The sequence below is a fragment of the Mycobacterium branderi genome (genome assembly GCF_010728725.1).
Taxonomy (GTDB): domain Bacteria; phylum Actinomycetota; class Actinomycetes; order Mycobacteriales; family Mycobacteriaceae; genus Mycobacterium; species Mycobacterium branderi.
Window position 1 is genome coordinate 361,966 of record NZ_AP022606.1, and the last position, 15,704, is coordinate 377,669.

Consider the following 15,704-nt stretch of genomic DNA (forward strand, 5'->3'; position numbering starts at 1 on the left):
AGCCGCTCACCCCGCCGACGGCGGTCGATGGATCACCGTGCCCTTGAGCTCCAAGCCGTATTCGAGATCGTCGTACTTCTGCTGTTTGCGCTTGCGCCAGCCACTGCCCGCCGACACCGGCGGCGGCATGATCGGCGGCAGCATGGGCAACCCGGATTCGCCTGCGGGAAGCGGTGACGCTGCTGACGCCAGTTGCACCGGCGCTTGGGAGGCCGGCAACAGCCCCACCACAGCGGGCGGTGCAGTCAGCTTGCCCATCGACACTCCGACACCGATCGCCGCCGTGGGCTCCGCTGAGAGTCCGGCGGCGCCCAACGAACCCAGCGATGGCACCAGAGCGGCCTCGCCCTCCGCGAGGCCCTGGCCGATCTCACTGCCCATGCCCTGCAGCGCCTGGGCCGACGTGTTCTGCGCCAGGTAGCTGAGCAGGTTGATGGGAAATCCGGACGAGATGAACTGATTGGCATAGGTATTCGCCAGCCCGAACCAGCCGCTGTTGGGGTCGAAGTCGGTGGCCGACGCCGCGGTAATAGAGGGCGGCGATGCGAATTGCGGCAACGCGGTGGCTTGTGCCGAAGCGGCCTGATAGCGACCGATCGCCGTCGAGTTGTTCGCCCACATCACCTGGTACTGGTCTTCGGTTTCGGCGATAGCCGGAAGGTTGGTCCCGAACCTGTTGGTAGCCAACAACTCCGCCAGGCGCGTCCTGTTGGCACTGACCTGTGCGGTGGGAACGACGGCCGCGCGAACAGAGTTGTATGCCGTCGCCGCGGCCTGCGCCGAAACGGCCAATTGCTGACACTGCTGCGCGGTGGTGCGAAGCCAGGACAGGTAGGGCTCGACAGCTCCGACCATCGCTGTCGCGGACGGGCCGTGCCACGCCGAAGTCAGTGACGACACTGCGGCAGCGTAGTTCTCGGCCGAATCTTCCAGGTGGGCGCCAAGGCGCTGCCACGCTGTGGAGGCCTCGACCAGCGACTGCGCACCCGGCCCGGAGTGGATCAGCGCGGACGTGACTTCCGGGGGCGCCGTCAGGAACTCCATGACGCAAAACTTCAGCTACCGTGGAAAAACTTTCGGAACATCGCGTTGACGAGAGTGAAAAGAACCCTGGAACATTGCGCGCCGGATCACGAGACAGCGTTGACCGCCGTCGACAATCGCGGCTTGAACTCTTCGGGAATCGGGATATATCCCTTGCCTGCCAGATCATTCTGGCCGGGGCCCAGCGCGCTATGCAGGAACGCCTTGACTGCCGTACCCGCCGCCGGATCCGAATACCGTGAGCAGACGATCTCGTAGGTCGCCTGCACGACGGGATACGAGCCTGGCTGGTTTGGCCGGTAGAACGAAATCGTGTCGAGCGCTAAGTCGTTGCCCTCCTTGACGAACCAGGCTGCTGAGATCGTCTTTCCCACCGACTCCGGGCTGATCGCTACCGGCTCAGGACCGGCCGACGTGACGACCTTGGCCACGTTGAGGTGCTGAGCCTGGGCGAACGACCATTCGATGTAGGTGATCGACCCTTCAGTGCCTTTGACGGCCGCGGCGGCGCCGTCGCTGCCGACGGCGCCCTCGCCCACACCGCCGTTGAACTTCTTTCCGGCTCCGTTACCCCAGGTGCCGTTGGACGCCGTGTCGAGATACCTCTGGAAGTTATCCGTGGTGCCGGACTCGTCGCTGCGGAACACGACCCGGATAGGTTCTGCCGGCAACGCGACTCCCAAGTTGAGCATCTGGATTGCGGCGTCGTTCCAGGTTGTAATTTGACCGTTGAAGATCTGGGCCGCCGTCGGACCGTCGAGGTTCAACGAAGGCAAGCCGTTGACGTTGTACGCGATGGCGATGGGGCCGAACACCATCGGCAGGTTCCACGCCGGCGAGCCGCACCGCTGCTGCGCCTTGGTGTATTCGCCTTTGCTCAGCGGCGAGTCGGAGCCACCGAAATCCGTTTGGCCGCTTAGAAATTCGCTGATCCCGACGCCGGACCCGGTGGCCGTGTATGTCAGCGACTGCCCCGGACAGGACCGTTCGAAAGCCGCGACAAACGTTGTCATTGCGTTTTCCTGGGCGCTGGACCCACTGGCCTTCAGAGTCGGCTTGCCGCCGCAGCCCAATTTCCCTTCGGCCGCATGGTTGTCACCGCCGCATGCCGACACCATCGCCGCACCGGTGGCCAACACGCACATTGCGACACCAAAACGATTGACTCTCAAAGAATTCCTTCGGCGATCTAGGCGACGGGCCGAGAGCGATGGTAGTAAGACCGCCCATCGCTGGGCATCGCCGTACTCAAGATTCAGCCACTGTTTGTGACCTGGCTACTGTCTCGACAGCGCGTAGGCAACGGCCACCTCGGCCGCCAGCGCAGCGTTGTCGGCGATCAGCTGCTGGTTGACCGCGACGCTGCGTCCACCGGTCAGCTCTTCGACCAGCGCCAAGACGGCCGGTGTCACCGCCTGACCGGTCACCCCGGCCCGCGCGACGCGGCCGACCGCCTCGGCGAGTACGGGCTCGATGTCCAGTTCGGGCTGCGGCGGCCGCCCCAGCAGCAGCCCGGACGGGCAGCCCAGCTTCCAGTGAAGGGCGGCGATTCGCGCGGCGTCGACGACACCGTCGACGCGTGCAGCCACAGGTGGGCCGCCCGCGCCGCGGTAGAAAACCGGAAGAGTGTCAGTGCGCCAACCCAGCACCGGCACGCTGAGCGTCTCGAGCAGCTCGGCCGTCGCGGGGACGTCGAGGATGGCCTTGGCACCCGACGACACCACCATGGTCGGCGTGCGGGCCAGCTCTACCAGGTCACTGGAGATGTCGAGGCTGTCGGCGAAGCCGCGATGCACGCCGCCGATGCCGCCGGTGCCCATGAACCGGACACCGAGGACGCGGCAGATGGCCAGGGTGCCGCCGACTGTGGTGGCGCCCAGCACGCCCTGGGCCACACACGCCGCGAGGTCGCGGGCGCCCGCCTTGCGTGCCGCCGTCCCGGCCTCGGCGAAGCGCTGAAGCTCGGCGGCGCTCAGGCCGGCCCGGACCTGTCCGTCCGCAATGCCGACGGTGCACGGCACCGCCCCGGCGGCGCGAACTCGCTGCTCGGCCTGCTGCGCGGCCACCAGGCCGCGTCCATCCGAGAAGCCGTGCGAGACCAGCGTGGTCTCCAGCGCAACGACAGGACGACCCGACGACAGCGCGTCGGCAACCTCAACGGCCACCCGCAGCACACCCTGGAGGCCGGCATCCGATCTCATGCCGTCCATCTTGCGGGAATAGAACCTGCGCGGCGGCTGTTGCACATGCGCGTGTTAACTCTGCAGAACCGCGTCAGCTTCACGGGCACATTGCGCACCGTCGCGCACGCCATGGCGCACGGCGTCGCCCGCAGGCCGGTACGCGACGACGCACACCGGACGGCTAGCGCAGCGACGCGGAATTCTGCACCGCCGCGGATCCTGCAGCGAGGTCTCGAGCGCTGCTGACGAACCGACGGCAAGTACCCGTGATCGGGTCGTCGAATTCGAGCGTGTGTGCCAGCAGCTGTAACGGTCGGCTGAAGTCGTCGGGCGCGACGTCAATGACCTTGGGATACAGCGGGTCTCCGATAATCGGCACACCCAGCGACGCCATGTGCACCCGCAGCTGATGTGTGCGCCCGGTTTTCGGTGTCAGCCGGTACAGGCCGTCACCGAGCGGCTCGACCAATGTTTCGGCGTTGGGCACGCCGGCTTCCTCGACCGCCTGTAAACAGCCGCGGCGCTTGACGATTCGGCTGCGCACCGTCAGCGGCAGCGTGACCGAAGCTACCCCGGCCGACCGGGCCAGATACGTCTTGCGCACCGCGCGGCGGGCGAACAGCGTCTGGTAAGCGCCGCGCAGCTCACGGCGGGTGGTGAACAGCAGCACGCCAGCGGTCAACCGGTCCAGCCGGTGAACTGGTGACAGCTCTGGCAGCTCGAGTTCGCGGCGCAACCGCACCAGCGCCGTCTGCGCGACGTGCCGGCCGCGCGGCATGGTGGCCAGAAAATGGGGCTTGTCGACGACCACGATGTCGTCGTCGCGGTGAAGCACCGGAATATCAAAAGGGACCGGAACTTCCTCACGCAGTTCGCGGTACAGGTAGACGAACGAACCCGCGGGCAGCGCCGTCGTCTCGTCGACCGGGGTGCCGTCGGCGTCGACGACCTCCCGTGGCCGCACGCCGAACCGGGAATTCAGCTCTGCCAATACGGGTCCGCCGCGTAACCGCACCCGCGCCGGCCCCAGCCCGTCGCGCACCGGCAATGGTGCCGGTCTCACGTTAAGGGCACCGGCTCGAGGATTTCGGCGCGGGCCTCGGGAGCGGCGGCCCGCAGCGCGTCGGCCGACGCGTCGTCGGGCTGGGCCTGCGAGAGTATCTCCGCTTCCACCCGCGCGGTGTAGGTCTCGACCTCCCGGTCGATGTCGGCGGACGTCCAGCCCAGAATCGGCGCGACGACCTCGGCCACCTCACGCGCGCAGTCGACGCCCCGATGCGGGTATTCGATGGAGATCCGCATCCGGCGGGCCAGGATGTCCTCGAGGTGCAGCCCACCTTCGGCGGCAGCGGCGTATGCGGCCTCGACCCGCAGGTACACCGGCGCCGCAGCGATCGGGTTCAGCAGGTCCGGACGGCCATCCGCCATCGTCAGCACCTCGCCGATCAGCGAGCCGTAGCGGTCCAGCAGGTGGCGCACCCGATAGGGGTGCAGGCCGTGCAGATCGCCGACATGCTCGGCCTGATTGACCAGCGCGAAGTAGCCGTCGGCGCCCAGCAGCCGCACCTTCTCGGTGATCGACGGCGCCACCCGGGCCGGAACATATTGCGCCGCAGCGTCAATCGCGTCGGCCGCCATCACCCGGTACGTGGTGTACTTGCCGCCGGCGATGGCGACCAGACCGGGAGCGGGCACGGCCACCGCGTGCTCGCGGGACAGCTTCGAGGTGTCGTCGCTCTCCCCGGCCAACAACGGCCGCAGCCCGGCGTACACGCCGTCGATGTCGGCGTGGGTCAACGGGGTGGTCAGCACCGTGTTGACCGTGCCGAGGATGTAGTCGATGTCGGCCTTGGTGGCCGCCGGGTGGGCCAGGTCGAGATTCCAGTCCGTGTCGGTGGTGCCGATGATCCAGTGGCTGCCCCACGGGATGACGAACATCACCGAGCGCTCGGTGCGCAGGATGATCGCGACGTCGCTGACGATGCGGTCGCGGGGCACCACGACGTGCACGCCCTTGGAGGCGCGGACCTGAAATCGCCCGCGCTGCTTGGACAATGCCTGAATCTCGTCGGTCCACACCCCGGTCGCGTTGACCACCACATGACCGCGCACGTCGGTGACCGCGCCGTCCTCGGAGTCACGCACCCGCACCCCGGTCACCCGGTCTCCGTCGCGCAGCAACGCGATCACCTGAGTCGACGAACGCACCACCGCGCCGTAATGCGCGGCGGTGCGCGCCACGGTCATGGTGTGGCGGGCGTCGTCGACCACGGTGTCGTAGTAGCGGATCCCGCCGATCAGCGAGCTGCGCCGCAGCCCGGGGCACAGCCGCAAAGCGCCTGCGCGTGTTAAATGCTTTTGCGCCGGAACGGATTTCGCGCCGCCAAGCTGGTCGTAGAGGAAGATGCCGGCCGCCACGTAGGGGCGCTCCCACCACCGCTTGGTCAACGGATACAAAAACGGCAGCGGCTTGACCAGATGCGGCGCCAGCGTCGTCAACGACAGCTCGCGCTCGTAGAGCGCCTCGCGGACAAGACCGAACTCCAGCTGCTCGAGATAGCGCAGCCCGCCGTGAAACATCTTCGACGAGCGACTCGAGGTGCCCGAGGCGTAGTCGCGGGCCTCGACCATCGCGACCTTGAGCCCGCGGGTGGCGGCATCCAGCGCGCAGCCGGAACCCACCACGCCACCGCCGATGACCACGACGTCGAATTGCTCGGCGCCGAGTCGCTCCCAGGCGGAGGCGCGTTGCGCCGGCCCCAGCGATGAAGCCGGCCAGAACCGATCGCTCACGGCGCAGGACTCCTGTTACTCGTCGGTAGCACTGGCCTAAGGCTACCGGCAGCTAGTCCAGATCGTCGTGCGCCATCAACCGCCGGGCCGCCTCGGTGATCGAACCCGACAGCGACGGATAGACCACCAGCGTGCGCGCCAACTGGTTGACGGTGATGCGGTTCTGCACGGCCACGGCGATCGGCAGGATCAGCTCCGAGGCGATCGGCGCGACCACCACGCCGCCGATCACCACGCCGGTGGCCTGCCGGCAGAACAGCTTGACGAAACCGTGCCGCAGCTCCGACATCTTGGCCCGCGCGTTGGTGCGCAGCGGCAGCATGATCGTGCGGGCCAGCACCGATCCGTTGTCGATGGCCGATTGCGGCACCCCGACCGCGGCAATCTCCGGCCGGGTGAACACCGCGGCGGCGACCGTGCGCAGCCGGATCGGTGTGACGGCCTCCCCCAGCGCGTGCCACATCGCGATCCGGCCCTGCATCGCCGCGACCGATGCCAGCGGCAGCAAACCCGTGCAGTCGCCGGCCGCGTAGATGCCGGGCACCGATGTGCGTGACACCCGGTCGACGGTCAGATAGTTGCCGCGGCCGAGCTCGATGCCGACCCGCTCCAGGCCGAGGCCGGCGGTGTTGGGCGTCGACCCGATCGTCATCAGGGCATGGCTGCCCTCGACTGTGCGGCCGTCGGTCATGGTCACCAGCACCCCGCCCTCGGTGCGGGTGACCGAGTCGGCGCGGGCATTCTTGACCAGCTTGACGCCGCGTTCGGCGAACGACTCCTCCAGCACCAGCGCGGCGTCGGCGTCTTCGTAGGGCAGCACCCGGTCCCGGCTGGCCACCACGGTCACCTCGACACCGAGTTCGGTGTAGGCGTTGACGAACTCGGCGCCGGTCACCCCGGAGCCGACCACGATCAGGTGATCGGGCAGCGAGTCGAGGTCGTAGAGCTGCCGCCAGGTCAGGATGCGCTCGTCGTCGGGCTGCGCCGACGGCAGGATCCGCGGGCTGGCGCCGGTCGCGATCAGCACCACGTCGGCGTCGAGCTCGGTGGTGGCGCCGTCGTCGGCGGTGACCTTGATGCAGTGCCGGGCCAGGCCGGGGCTGGTGTCGACCAGCTCGCCCCTGCCCGCGATCACCTCGACGCCCATGGACAGCAGCTGCGCGGTGATGTCGGCGGACTGCTCGGCGGCCAGCGTCTTGACCCGCTGGTGGATTTCCGGCAGCGAGATCTTGGCGTCGTCGATGTCGATGTCGAACCCGAGGCGGGCGGCGCGGCGCAACTCGGTGCGCAGCCCGGTCGAGGCGATGAACGTCTTGGACGGCACGCAGTCGGCCAGCACGGCCGCGCCGCCGATGCCGTCGGAGTCGACGACGGTGACCTGAGCATCGCGCGCGGCGGCCACCAGCGCCGCCTCGTAGCCGGCCGGTCCTCCCCCGATGATCACGATGCGGGTCGCCACGATCCCTAACCTAGCGGCGATCGCAAGCGCGGCGGAGCCGGGCGCTGGGGGCGCCCCCAGCCGCGCAGCGGCGAGGGGGACGGGTCGGCGCGCGATAATTTAGCCTGGCGTGGCGTTTAAGCTTTCCCCGTGCCGCTCTACGCCGCGTACGGGTCGAACATGCATCCCGAGCAGATGCTGCAGCGGGCACCACACTCGCCGATGGCCGGCACCGGCTGGTTGCACGGCTGGCGGCTGACGTTCGGCGGCGAGGACATCGGCTGGGAAGGCGCGCTGGCCACCGTCGTCGAAGACCCGAACTCGAAGGTGTTCGTCGTGCTCTATGACGTCACGCCGGCCGACGAGAAGAACCTCGACCGCTGGGAAGGGTCTGAGCTGGGAATCCACAAGAAGATCCGGTGCCGGGTGGAGCGATTGTCGTCGGACACCACAACCGATCCGGTGCTCGCATGGCTGTATGTGGTGGACGCGTGGGAAGGCGGCCTGCCGTCGGCGCACTACCTGGGCGTGATGGCCGACGCCGCCGAAATCGCCGGCGCGCCAGAAGAATACGTGCACGACCTGCGTACCCGCCCGGCCCGCAACATCGGCCCCGGCACCTAACCCCTTGCCGCAGACCCTAAAGGGAACCGGCCTGCTCGACGATGTTGACCATCACCCGCACCCCGATCGCCAGGGCCCGCTCGTCGAGGTCGAACGTCGGCTGGTGCAGGTCCAGCTGCGGCCCGTGACCTGACCACACGCCAAGCCGGGCCATCGCGCCGGGGACCTCCTCCAGATACCAGGAGAAGTCCTCGCCGCCGCCGGACTGCCGGGTGTCAGCGAGCACGTCGGGGCCGACGGCCTCGATGGCGTGCGCCAGGATCCGCGTCGACACCTCCTCGTTGACCACCGGCGGAACCCCGCGGTGGTAGGCCAGCGTGTACTCGACACCGAGCGGCGCCAGCAGCGAGGACACGGCCTCGCGGATGATTCCTTCCAAGCTCTGCCAGGTTTCCCGGCTGGCGGTGCGCACGGTGCCGGCCAGCACGCCGGTCTGCGGGATGGCGTTGGCGGCCACGCCGGCATTGACCGCGCCCCACACCAGCACCGTGCTCTTGCGCGGGTCGATGCGCCGCGACAACACACCGGGCACGCCGGTGATCAGCGTGCCGATGCCGTAGACCAGGTCGGCGGTCAGGTGCGGCCGCGAGGTGTGCCCGCCGGGCGAATGCAGGGTGATCTCGAGCCGGTCGGCCGCCGACGTGATGGGGCCGGGTTTGACCGCGACCCGCCCGACCGCCAGCCGCGGGTCGCAGTGCAGCGCGAAGATCCGGGTCACCCCGGCCAGCGCGCCCGCGGCGATCGCGTCGATCGCACCGCCGGGCATCAGCTCCTCGGCGGCCTGGAAGATCAGCCGCACGCCGACCGGCAGCTCGGGCACCGACGCCAGCGACAGCGCGGTGCCCAGCAGGATCGCAGTGTGCGCGTCGTGCCCGCACGCGTGGGCGACATTCGGCATCGTCGACTCGTACGGCGCGCCGGTCCGCTCGGCCATCGGCAGCGCGTCCATGTCGGCCCGCAACGCAATCCGCGGCTCGTGTTCGGGACCGAAATCACAAGTCAACCCCGTCCCGCCGGGCAGCACCTTGGGGTTGAGGCCGGCATCGGCCAATCGCTCGGCGACAAACTGCGTAGTCGCGAACTCCTGGCGACCCAGCTCCGGGTAGCGGTGGATATGCCGGCGCCACTCGACCAGGTCGTCGTGGTGGGCGGCCAGCCAGGACTCGGCGGCATCGATCAGGCTCATGACGCCGCCCGCAACTCACGCGCCGCGAGCACCCGGTCGCGTTGCTCCGGCGACTCGGCCAGGTGAACGACCGTGCGCGCCAACATGATTGCGCCGTCGACCACGGCCTGATCCGCACTGGGCCCGACCGCGGCCGCGGTGAAGGCGGGCTGGTGCAGTACCGCGCCGTCGGCGTCGACGGCGACCAGCGGATGGATTCCGGGCAGCAGCTGGGTGACGTTGCCCATGTCGGTGCTGCCCACCGGAAGCGCCGCCTCGAGCTGTTCGTCAACCGGGGTGCGCCCCAGCCGGGCCATCTCGTCGCGCACGGTCCCGGCCAGCCACGGGTCGGGCTTGAGCGCCTCGTACGTCGGCTCGAAGTGGCCGACGTCGTAGTCGCAGCCGGTGGCCACCGCGCCGGCCAGGAAGCAGTCGCCCACCCGCGCTTCCAGATCGCCCAGCAGCGACGAGTCGGGGGCGCGCAGCGCGTACTGCAGTTCGGTGTGCGCCGGGATCACGTTGCTGGCCTGCCCGCCGTCGGTGACGATGCCGTGCACCTGCTGGCCCGGCACCAGCTGCTGGCGTAGCAACCCGATGGCCACCTGCGCGACGGTGGCCGCGTCGGCGGCGTTGACCCCGAGAAACGGCGCGGCCGACGCGTGTGCCTCCCGGCCGGTGTAGCTCACCCGGATTCCCGCCAGCGCCAGCGAGCGGGCGGCCGCAATGTCCAGCGGCCCGGGATGGATCATCACCGCGGCCGCGACGTCGTCGAACACTCCGGCGTTGAGCAGCAAGACTTTTCCGCCGCCGGACTCCTCGGCGGGGGTGCCGATCAGCGCGACGGTCAGCCCGAGCTCGTCGGCGACCTCGGCCAACGCCAGCGCGGTGCCGACCGCCGACGCGGCGATGATGTTGTGGCCGCAGGCGTGTCCGATCTCGGGCAGCGCGTCATACTCGGCGCACACGCCGATAACCAGCGGGCCGCTGCCGAAGTCGGCGCGAAACGCGGTGCCCAAACCACCGGCGGCGGCGGTGATCTCGAAGCCACGCTCGGCGACCAGCGCCTGCGTCTTGGCGCAGCTGCGGTGCTCGTCGAACGCCAGCTCAGGTTCGGCGTGGATTGCGTGGGACAACGCGACCAGGTCGCTGCCACGGCGCCGCACCGCATTCTCGACGGCATCCAATGCGGTGGCTGTGGGCATTCTCGCAGTATCTCACCGGTTAGGCTGCCGCATTGTGACTGGTCCCGATGCCCTTGCGCAACGGGCGGCCGAGCTCATCGCCGAGGGCACCGGCGTCGCCGACCACGATGTCGCGGTCGTGCTCGGGTCGGGGTGGGCGCCGGCCGTCGCCGCGCTGGGCTCGCCCACCGCGGTGTTGCCGATGGCCGAGCTGCCCGGGTTCACTCCGCCCACCGCCGTCGGGCACACCGGTCAGGTGCTGTCGGTGCCGGTCGGTGAACACCGGGTGCTGGTGCTGGCGGGCCGCATTCATGCCTACGAGGGCCACGACCTGCTGCACGTCGTGCATCCGGTGCGAGCGGCGTGTGCGGCCGGGGCGCGCCTCGTCGTGCTGACCAACGCGGCCGGCGGGCTGCGCGACGACTTCGAGGTCGGCCAGCCGGTGCTGATCAGCGACCACCTCAACCTGACCGCGCGCTCGCCGCTGGTCGGGCCGCAGTTCGTGGACCTGGTGGACGCGTACTCGCCGCGGCTGCGGGCGCTGGCCCGTGAGGTCGACCCCGGGCTAATCGAAGGCGTGTACGCCGGCCTGCCGGGCCCGCACTACGAGACGCCGGCCGAGATCCGGATGCTGCGGGTGCTGGGCGCCGACCTGGTGGGTATGTCGACGGTGCACGAGACGATCGCGGCCCGGGCGGCCGGCGCCGAGGTGCTGGGGGTGTCGCTGGTGACCAACCTGGCGGCCGGGATCACCGGCGAGCCGCTCAGCCACGCCGAGGTGCTGGCGGCCGGCGCGGCGTCGGCAACGCGGATGGGGTCGCTGCTGGCCGATGTGGTCGCGCGCGTGTGAACCCGCAAGAGTGGATTGCGCACGACCCGGACCCGGTGACGGCCGCCGAGCTGGCCGCCTGTGACGCCGACGAGCTGGCCGCGCGGTTCGCCCGGCCGCTGAGGTTCGGCACCGCCGGGCTGCGCGGACCGGTGCGCGGCGGTCCCGACGCCATGAACCTCGCCGTGGTGCTGCGCGCGACGTGGGCGGTGGCGCAGGTCCGCCAAGCCGGCACCGTGGTTGTCGGCCGCGACGCGCGTCACGGGTCGGCCGAGTTCGCGGTGGCAGCAGCCGAAGTCCTTGCCGCCGCCGGGTTTTCGGTGGTGTTGCTGCCCGGCCCGGTGCCCACGCCGGTACTCGCGTTTGCGGTGCGCCACCTGGGCGCGGCAGCCGGCATCCAGATCACCGCGTCGCACAACCCGCCGGCCGACAACGGCTACAAGGTGTATTTCGACGGCGGCATCCAGATCGTCTCGCCCACCGACCACGACATCGAAACAGCCATGGCCGCGGCACCTTTCGCCGATCAGATACCCAGGCAGCCGGTTGAGCCCGCCGACACCGATCTGATCGACCGCTATATCGAGCGGGCCGCGGCGGTGCGACGCTCGATGGGTTCGGTGCGGGTGGCGCTGACGCCGTTGCACGGAGTGGGTGGCGCGGTGGCCGTCGAGACGCTGCGGCGCGCCGGCTTCGGCGAGGTACACACCGTCGGGGCCCAGTTCGCACCGGATCCCGACTTCCCCACCGTCGCGTTCCCCAACCCGGAAGAACCGGGCGCCACCGACGCGCTGCTGACGCTGGCCGCCGACGTGCACGCCGACGTGGCTATCGCGCTGGATCCCGACGCCGACCGCTGCGCGGTCGGGATTCGAAACCCCGACAGCTCGTGGCGGATGCTCTCCGGCGACGAAACCGGTTGGCTGCTAGGCGATTACATCCTGTCGCACACTGAAAGCCCCGAGACCAGCGTGGTGGCCAGCACCGTGGTGTCGTCGCGCATGCTGGCTGCGATCGCCGCGCAGTACGGCGCGCGCCACGTCGAAACCCTGACCGGTTTCAAATGGCTGGCGCGTGCCGACGCGGACCTGCCCGGCAAAACGTTGGTCTACGCCTACGAGGAGGCGATCGGGCACTGCGTCGACCCGGACGCGGTTCGCGACAAGGACGGCATCAGCGCCGCGGTACTGGTCTGCGACCTGGTGGCATCGCTCAAGCAGCAGGGCCGCTCGGTGCCCGACATGCTCGACGACCTCGCTCGCCGCCACGGCGTGCACATGATCGCGGCCGTATCATGGCCGGTCGCCGACCGGCACGAGGCGGCCTCCCTGATGACGCGGCTGCGAGAAGATCCGCCGACCCGGCTGGCCGGATTCGCGGCGACCATGACCACAAGCACCAATCTGCTGGTCTTCACCGGCGGTGACACCGACACATCGGTCCGGGTGGCACTGCGGCCGTCGGGAACCGAACCGAAAGTCAAGTGCTACATCGAGATTCGGTGCGGCGACCGCGACCGCGCGACTGCGCTACGTGACGAAGTGGTGTCCGAAATTCAGCGCGGCCCGAACTGGCGATCACCGGCGTCGCCGAGACCCGGCACAATGTAGGCGTTTTCGTTGAGCCCGTCGTCGACCGCCGCGGTGAACACTCGAACATAGGGTGCTGTCTTCTCCAGCGCCGCAATCCCTTCCGGCGCCGCCACCACGCACAGCACGGTGATGTCGCGGGCGCCGCGGCGGTGCAGCAAGCCGATGGTGTGGGTCATGGACCCGCCGGTGGCCAGCATCGGGTCGAGAACCATCACCGGCTGGGCGCTCAAATCGTCGGGCAGCGCTTCGAGATACGGCACGGGCGAAAAGGTTTCCTCGTCGCGGACCACGCCGACGAAGCCCACCCGGGCTTCCGGCAGCAGCGCGTGCGCCTGGTCGACCATCCCCAATCCGGCCCGCAGCACCGGCACCAGCAGCGGCGGCGTGGCCAGCCGCGCGCCGGACGTCTCGGCCAGTGGGGTGCGCACCGGGACGATGTCGCGCGGCGCATCACGGGTTGCCTCGTAGACCAGCATCAGCGTCAGGTCGCGCAACGCGGCGCGAAACGCGACGTTGTCGGTGCGTTCGTCGCGCAGTGTGGTCAGCCGGGCCGCGGCCAGCGGGTGGTCAACGACACGCACTTCCACGGGAAACGACCTTAGTATTTTCGGGCCGGACACGCCTTATACTCCCGGCATGCGGCGCCGCGGCCGGCGACACGGCAGACGACAGCGAGCGGTCAGCCTGTTCGGCGTCTTGGCCGTGTTGACGGCGGTGATGTCTTGGCCGCCAGCACATTTCGAGCCTCCCGCGACGCCGGTGAACGTCGCCGCCGCTATTCCGACGCCCGCGCACGTCGTCGTCGTGGTGGAAGAGAACCGCTCCTACGCCAACATCATCGGCAACCCGGCTGCCCCCTACATCAACTCGTTGGCCGCCGGCGGCGCGTCGATGACGCAGTCCTTCGCCGAAGTGCATCCGAGCCAGCCGAATTACTTCGCGCTGTTCGCCGGCAGCACGCTGGGGGTCAAGGAGAACAACTGCCCGGTCAGCGGCGGCACCACCCCGAACCTGGGTTCGCAATTGCTCAGTACCGGACGCACTTTCGTGGGCTACGCCGAAAGCCTGCCGGCCGTCGGCTCGCAGGCATGCAGCTCGGCCAAATACGCCCGCAAGCACGCGCCGTGGGTCAACTTCACCAACATTCCCCCCGCCTACTCGCTGCCGTTTTCGGCATTCCCGGCCAATTACGCCGCGCTGCCGACCGTCTCATTCGTCATCCCCAACGTCGACAACGACATGCACGACGGCTCGATAGCGCAAGGCGACACCTGGCTGTACCGCAACCTGTCGCCCTATGCGGAATGGGCGAAGGCCAACAACAGCCTGCTGATCCTGACCTGGGACGAGGACGACAACTCCCAGCGAAACCAGATCCCGACCATCTTCTACGGCGCACACATCAGGCCGGGGACCTACAGCGAGCCGATCAGCCACTACAACGTGTTGTCCACCCTGGAGCAGATGTACGGGCTGCCCAAGCTCGGCCTGGCCGCGCGGGCCCCGGCGATCACCGACATTTGGGCCTCGTAACCCGCTCGGGGCGGCGTCGTTATTCTGTGCCGATGGCTGCTGACCTCGTGCCTATCCGCCTGAGCCTGACCGCCGGCGACCGCTACACCGTGTGGGCGCCCCGCTGGCGCGACGCCGGCGACGAGTGGGAGGCGTTCCTGGGCCGCGACGAAGACCTCTATGGCTTCGAAACCGTCGCCGACCTGGTTGCTTTCGTACGGACCAACACCGAGCACGACCTGGTCGACCACCCCGGTTGGCAGGAGTTCAGCACGGCCAACGCACATAAGCTGGATCCCGCCGAGGACCAGCAATTCGACCTGATCGCGGTCGAGGAAGTGGTCGCGGAGAAGCCGACCGAGGAATCGGTCGCGGCGCTGGCGGGCACGCTCGCGATCGTGTCGTCGATCGGATCGGTGTGCGAGCTGCCGGCAGTGACGAAGTTCTTCAACGGCAACCCGACCCTGGGCACCGTGGCCGGCGGCATCGAGCACTTCACCGGCAAAGCCGGCCTCAAACGCTGGAACGCGATCGCCGAGATCATCGGGCGCGGCTGGGACGACGTGCTCGCCGCCGTCGACGGCATCGTCAGCACACCGGAGGTGGACAGCGCGGCGTCGGCGAAGGCGGCCGACGAATTGGCCGAACCGCCGGAGGAACCCGACGAGGTGGTGGCCGACGAGGACGCCGCCGAGGAGGAAACACCGGCCGAGGACGTCGAGGAGGATGCCCGCGCCGACGGCGACGCGGTGGTACTCGGCAGCGACGAGGACTTCTGGCTGAAGGTCGGCATCGACCCCGTCCGGATCATGACCGGCGCCGGCACGTTCTACACGCTGCGCTGCTATTTCGACGACCGGCCGATCTTCCTGGGCCGCAACGGGCGGATCAGCGTGTTCAGCTCCGAGCGGGCGCTGGCCCGCTATCTGGCCGACGAGCACGACCACGACCTGTCGGATCTGAGCACCTACGACGACATCCGCACCGCCGCCACCGACGGCTCGCTGGAGGTCGACGTCACCGACGACAACGTCTACGTGCTGACCGGGCTGGCCGACGATTTCGCCGAGGGACCCGATGCGGTGGACCGCGAGCAGCTCGAGCTGGCCGTCGAGCTGCTGCGCGACGTCGGCGACTACGCCGAGGACAACACCGTCGACAAGGCGCTGGCTACCGAACGCGCGCTGGGCCAGCTGATCGCCTACGTGCTGGAGCCCGGCTCGGTCGACAAGCCCACACCGCCGTACGCCGAGGCGGTGCGGGAGTGGGAGGAACTGGACCGGTTCGTGGAGTCGCGGCTAAGGCGCGAGTAGCGCCGCGAGACGCCGACGACATTCTCGTGA

The 15,704-nt window shown here is 69.1% G+C and carries 14 protein-coding genes; 5 read left to right on the forward strand and 9 right to left on the reverse strand.

Going from position 1 to position 15,704, the window contains the following annotated elements; genetic code table 11:
• Nucleotides 1-6: 6 nt before the first annotated feature.
• The 6 genes from G6N47_RS02060 to G6N47_RS02085 form a co-directional block, all read right to left on the reverse strand.
• Nucleotides 7-1,044: a PPE family protein gene (locus G6N47_RS02060; RefSeq protein WP_083129982.1), complete on the reverse strand. Its 1,038-nt coding sequence runs from the start codon at nucleotides 1,042-1,044 to the stop codon at nucleotides 7-9.
• A gap of 86 nt (nucleotides 1,045-1,130) precedes the next feature.
• Nucleotides 1,131-2,216: a phosphate ABC transporter substrate-binding protein PstS gene (gene pstS / locus G6N47_RS02065; RefSeq protein ID WP_083129983.1), complete on the reverse strand. Its 1,086-nt coding sequence runs from the start codon at nucleotides 2,214-2,216 to the stop codon at nucleotides 1,131-1,133.
• Between the two features lie 105 nt (nucleotides 2,217-2,321).
• The gene (locus tag G6N47_RS02070) at nucleotides 2,322-3,245 is read right to left on the reverse strand and encodes a pseudouridine-5'-phosphate glycosidase (protein ID WP_163659524.1); all 924 of its coding nucleotides are present in this window, start codon (nucleotides 3,243-3,245) and stop codon (nucleotides 2,322-2,324) included.
• A 163-nt stretch (nucleotides 3,246-3,408) separates the two neighbouring features.
• On the reverse strand, nucleotides 3,409-4,290 hold the full coding sequence (locus G6N47_RS02075) for a pseudouridine synthase (protein WP_232080104.1): 882 nt from the start codon (nucleotides 4,288-4,290) through the stop codon (nucleotides 3,409-3,411).
• A complete protein-coding gene (locus G6N47_RS02080) occupies nucleotides 4,287-6,020 on the reverse strand; it encodes a glycerol-3-phosphate dehydrogenase/oxidase (protein ID WP_083129986.1) in 1,734 nt (577 codons plus the stop codon). Before G6N47_RS02080 ends, G6N47_RS02075 begins: the two co-directional genes overlap by 4 nt.
• A gap of 52 nt (nucleotides 6,021-6,072) precedes the next feature.
• Nucleotides 6,073-7,479 carry an NAD(P)H-quinone dehydrogenase gene (locus G6N47_RS02085; RefSeq protein WP_083129987.1) on the reverse strand — a complete coding sequence of 469 codons (1,407 nt, stop codon included), beginning with the start codon at nucleotides 7,477-7,479 and terminating at the stop codon, nucleotides 6,073-6,075.
• 129 nt (nucleotides 7,480-7,608) lie between these two features.
• Here G6N47_RS02085 and G6N47_RS02090 point away from each other — a divergent pair, with 129 nt between their 5' ends.
• Nucleotides 7,609-8,082, forward strand: a complete 474-nt coding sequence (locus G6N47_RS02090) for a gamma-glutamylcyclotransferase (protein ID WP_083129988.1) — start codon at nucleotides 7,609-7,611, stop codon at nucleotides 8,080-8,082.
• Between the two features lie 16 nt (nucleotides 8,083-8,098).
• Here the strand turns inward: G6N47_RS02090 and G6N47_RS02095 are convergent, their stop codons facing one another.
• Together G6N47_RS02095 and G6N47_RS02100 are read right to left on the reverse strand one after the other, a co-directional pair.
• Nucleotides 8,099-9,268, reverse strand: coding sequence for an amidohydrolase (locus G6N47_RS02095; protein WP_083129989.1), 1,170 nt, complete (start codon nucleotides 9,266-9,268; stop codon nucleotides 8,099-8,101).
• Nucleotides 9,265-10,449, reverse strand: a complete 1,185-nt coding sequence (locus G6N47_RS02100; RefSeq protein WP_083129990.1) for a M20 family metallopeptidase — start codon at nucleotides 10,447-10,449, stop codon at nucleotides 9,265-9,267. Before G6N47_RS02100 ends, G6N47_RS02095 begins: the two co-directional genes overlap by 4 nt.
• Nucleotides 10,450-10,480: 31 nt before the next feature.
• Between G6N47_RS02100 and G6N47_RS02105 the strand changes: the two genes are divergently transcribed.
• Together G6N47_RS02105 and G6N47_RS02110 are read left to right on the forward strand one after the other, a co-directional pair.
• Nucleotides 10,481-11,278: a purine-nucleoside phosphorylase gene (locus tag G6N47_RS02105; RefSeq protein ID WP_232080296.1), complete on the forward strand. Its 798-nt coding sequence runs from the start codon at nucleotides 10,481-10,483 to the stop codon at nucleotides 11,276-11,278.
• Nucleotides 11,275-12,867 carry a phospho-sugar mutase gene (locus G6N47_RS02110; protein ID WP_083129992.1) on the forward strand — a complete coding sequence of 531 codons (1,593 nt, stop codon included), beginning with the start codon at nucleotides 11,275-11,277 and terminating at the stop codon, nucleotides 12,865-12,867. Before G6N47_RS02105 ends, G6N47_RS02110 begins: the two co-directional genes overlap by 4 nt.
• Here the strand turns inward: G6N47_RS02110 and upp are convergent.
• Nucleotides 12,813-13,436 (reverse strand): uracil phosphoribosyltransferase, encoded by a 624-nt coding sequence (gene upp, locus G6N47_RS02115; protein WP_083129993.1) that lies wholly within the window; start codon nucleotides 13,434-13,436, stop codon nucleotides 12,813-12,815. The two genes, G6N47_RS02110 and upp, sit on opposite strands and share 55 nt — an antisense overlap.
• A gap of 49 nt (nucleotides 13,437-13,485) precedes the next feature.
• Here upp and G6N47_RS02120 point away from each other — a divergent pair, with 49 nt between their 5' ends.
• Nucleotides 13,486-14,382 (forward strand): alkaline phosphatase family protein, encoded by an 897-nt coding sequence (locus G6N47_RS02120; protein WP_083129994.1) that lies wholly within the window; start codon nucleotides 13,486-13,488, stop codon nucleotides 14,380-14,382.
• Between the two features lie 32 nt (nucleotides 14,383-14,414).
• A complete protein-coding gene (gene satS / locus G6N47_RS02125; protein ID WP_083129995.1) occupies nucleotides 14,415-15,674 on the forward strand; it encodes a protein export chaperone SatS in 1,260 nt (419 codons plus the stop codon).
• Nucleotides 15,675-15,704 lie beyond the last annotated feature (30 nt).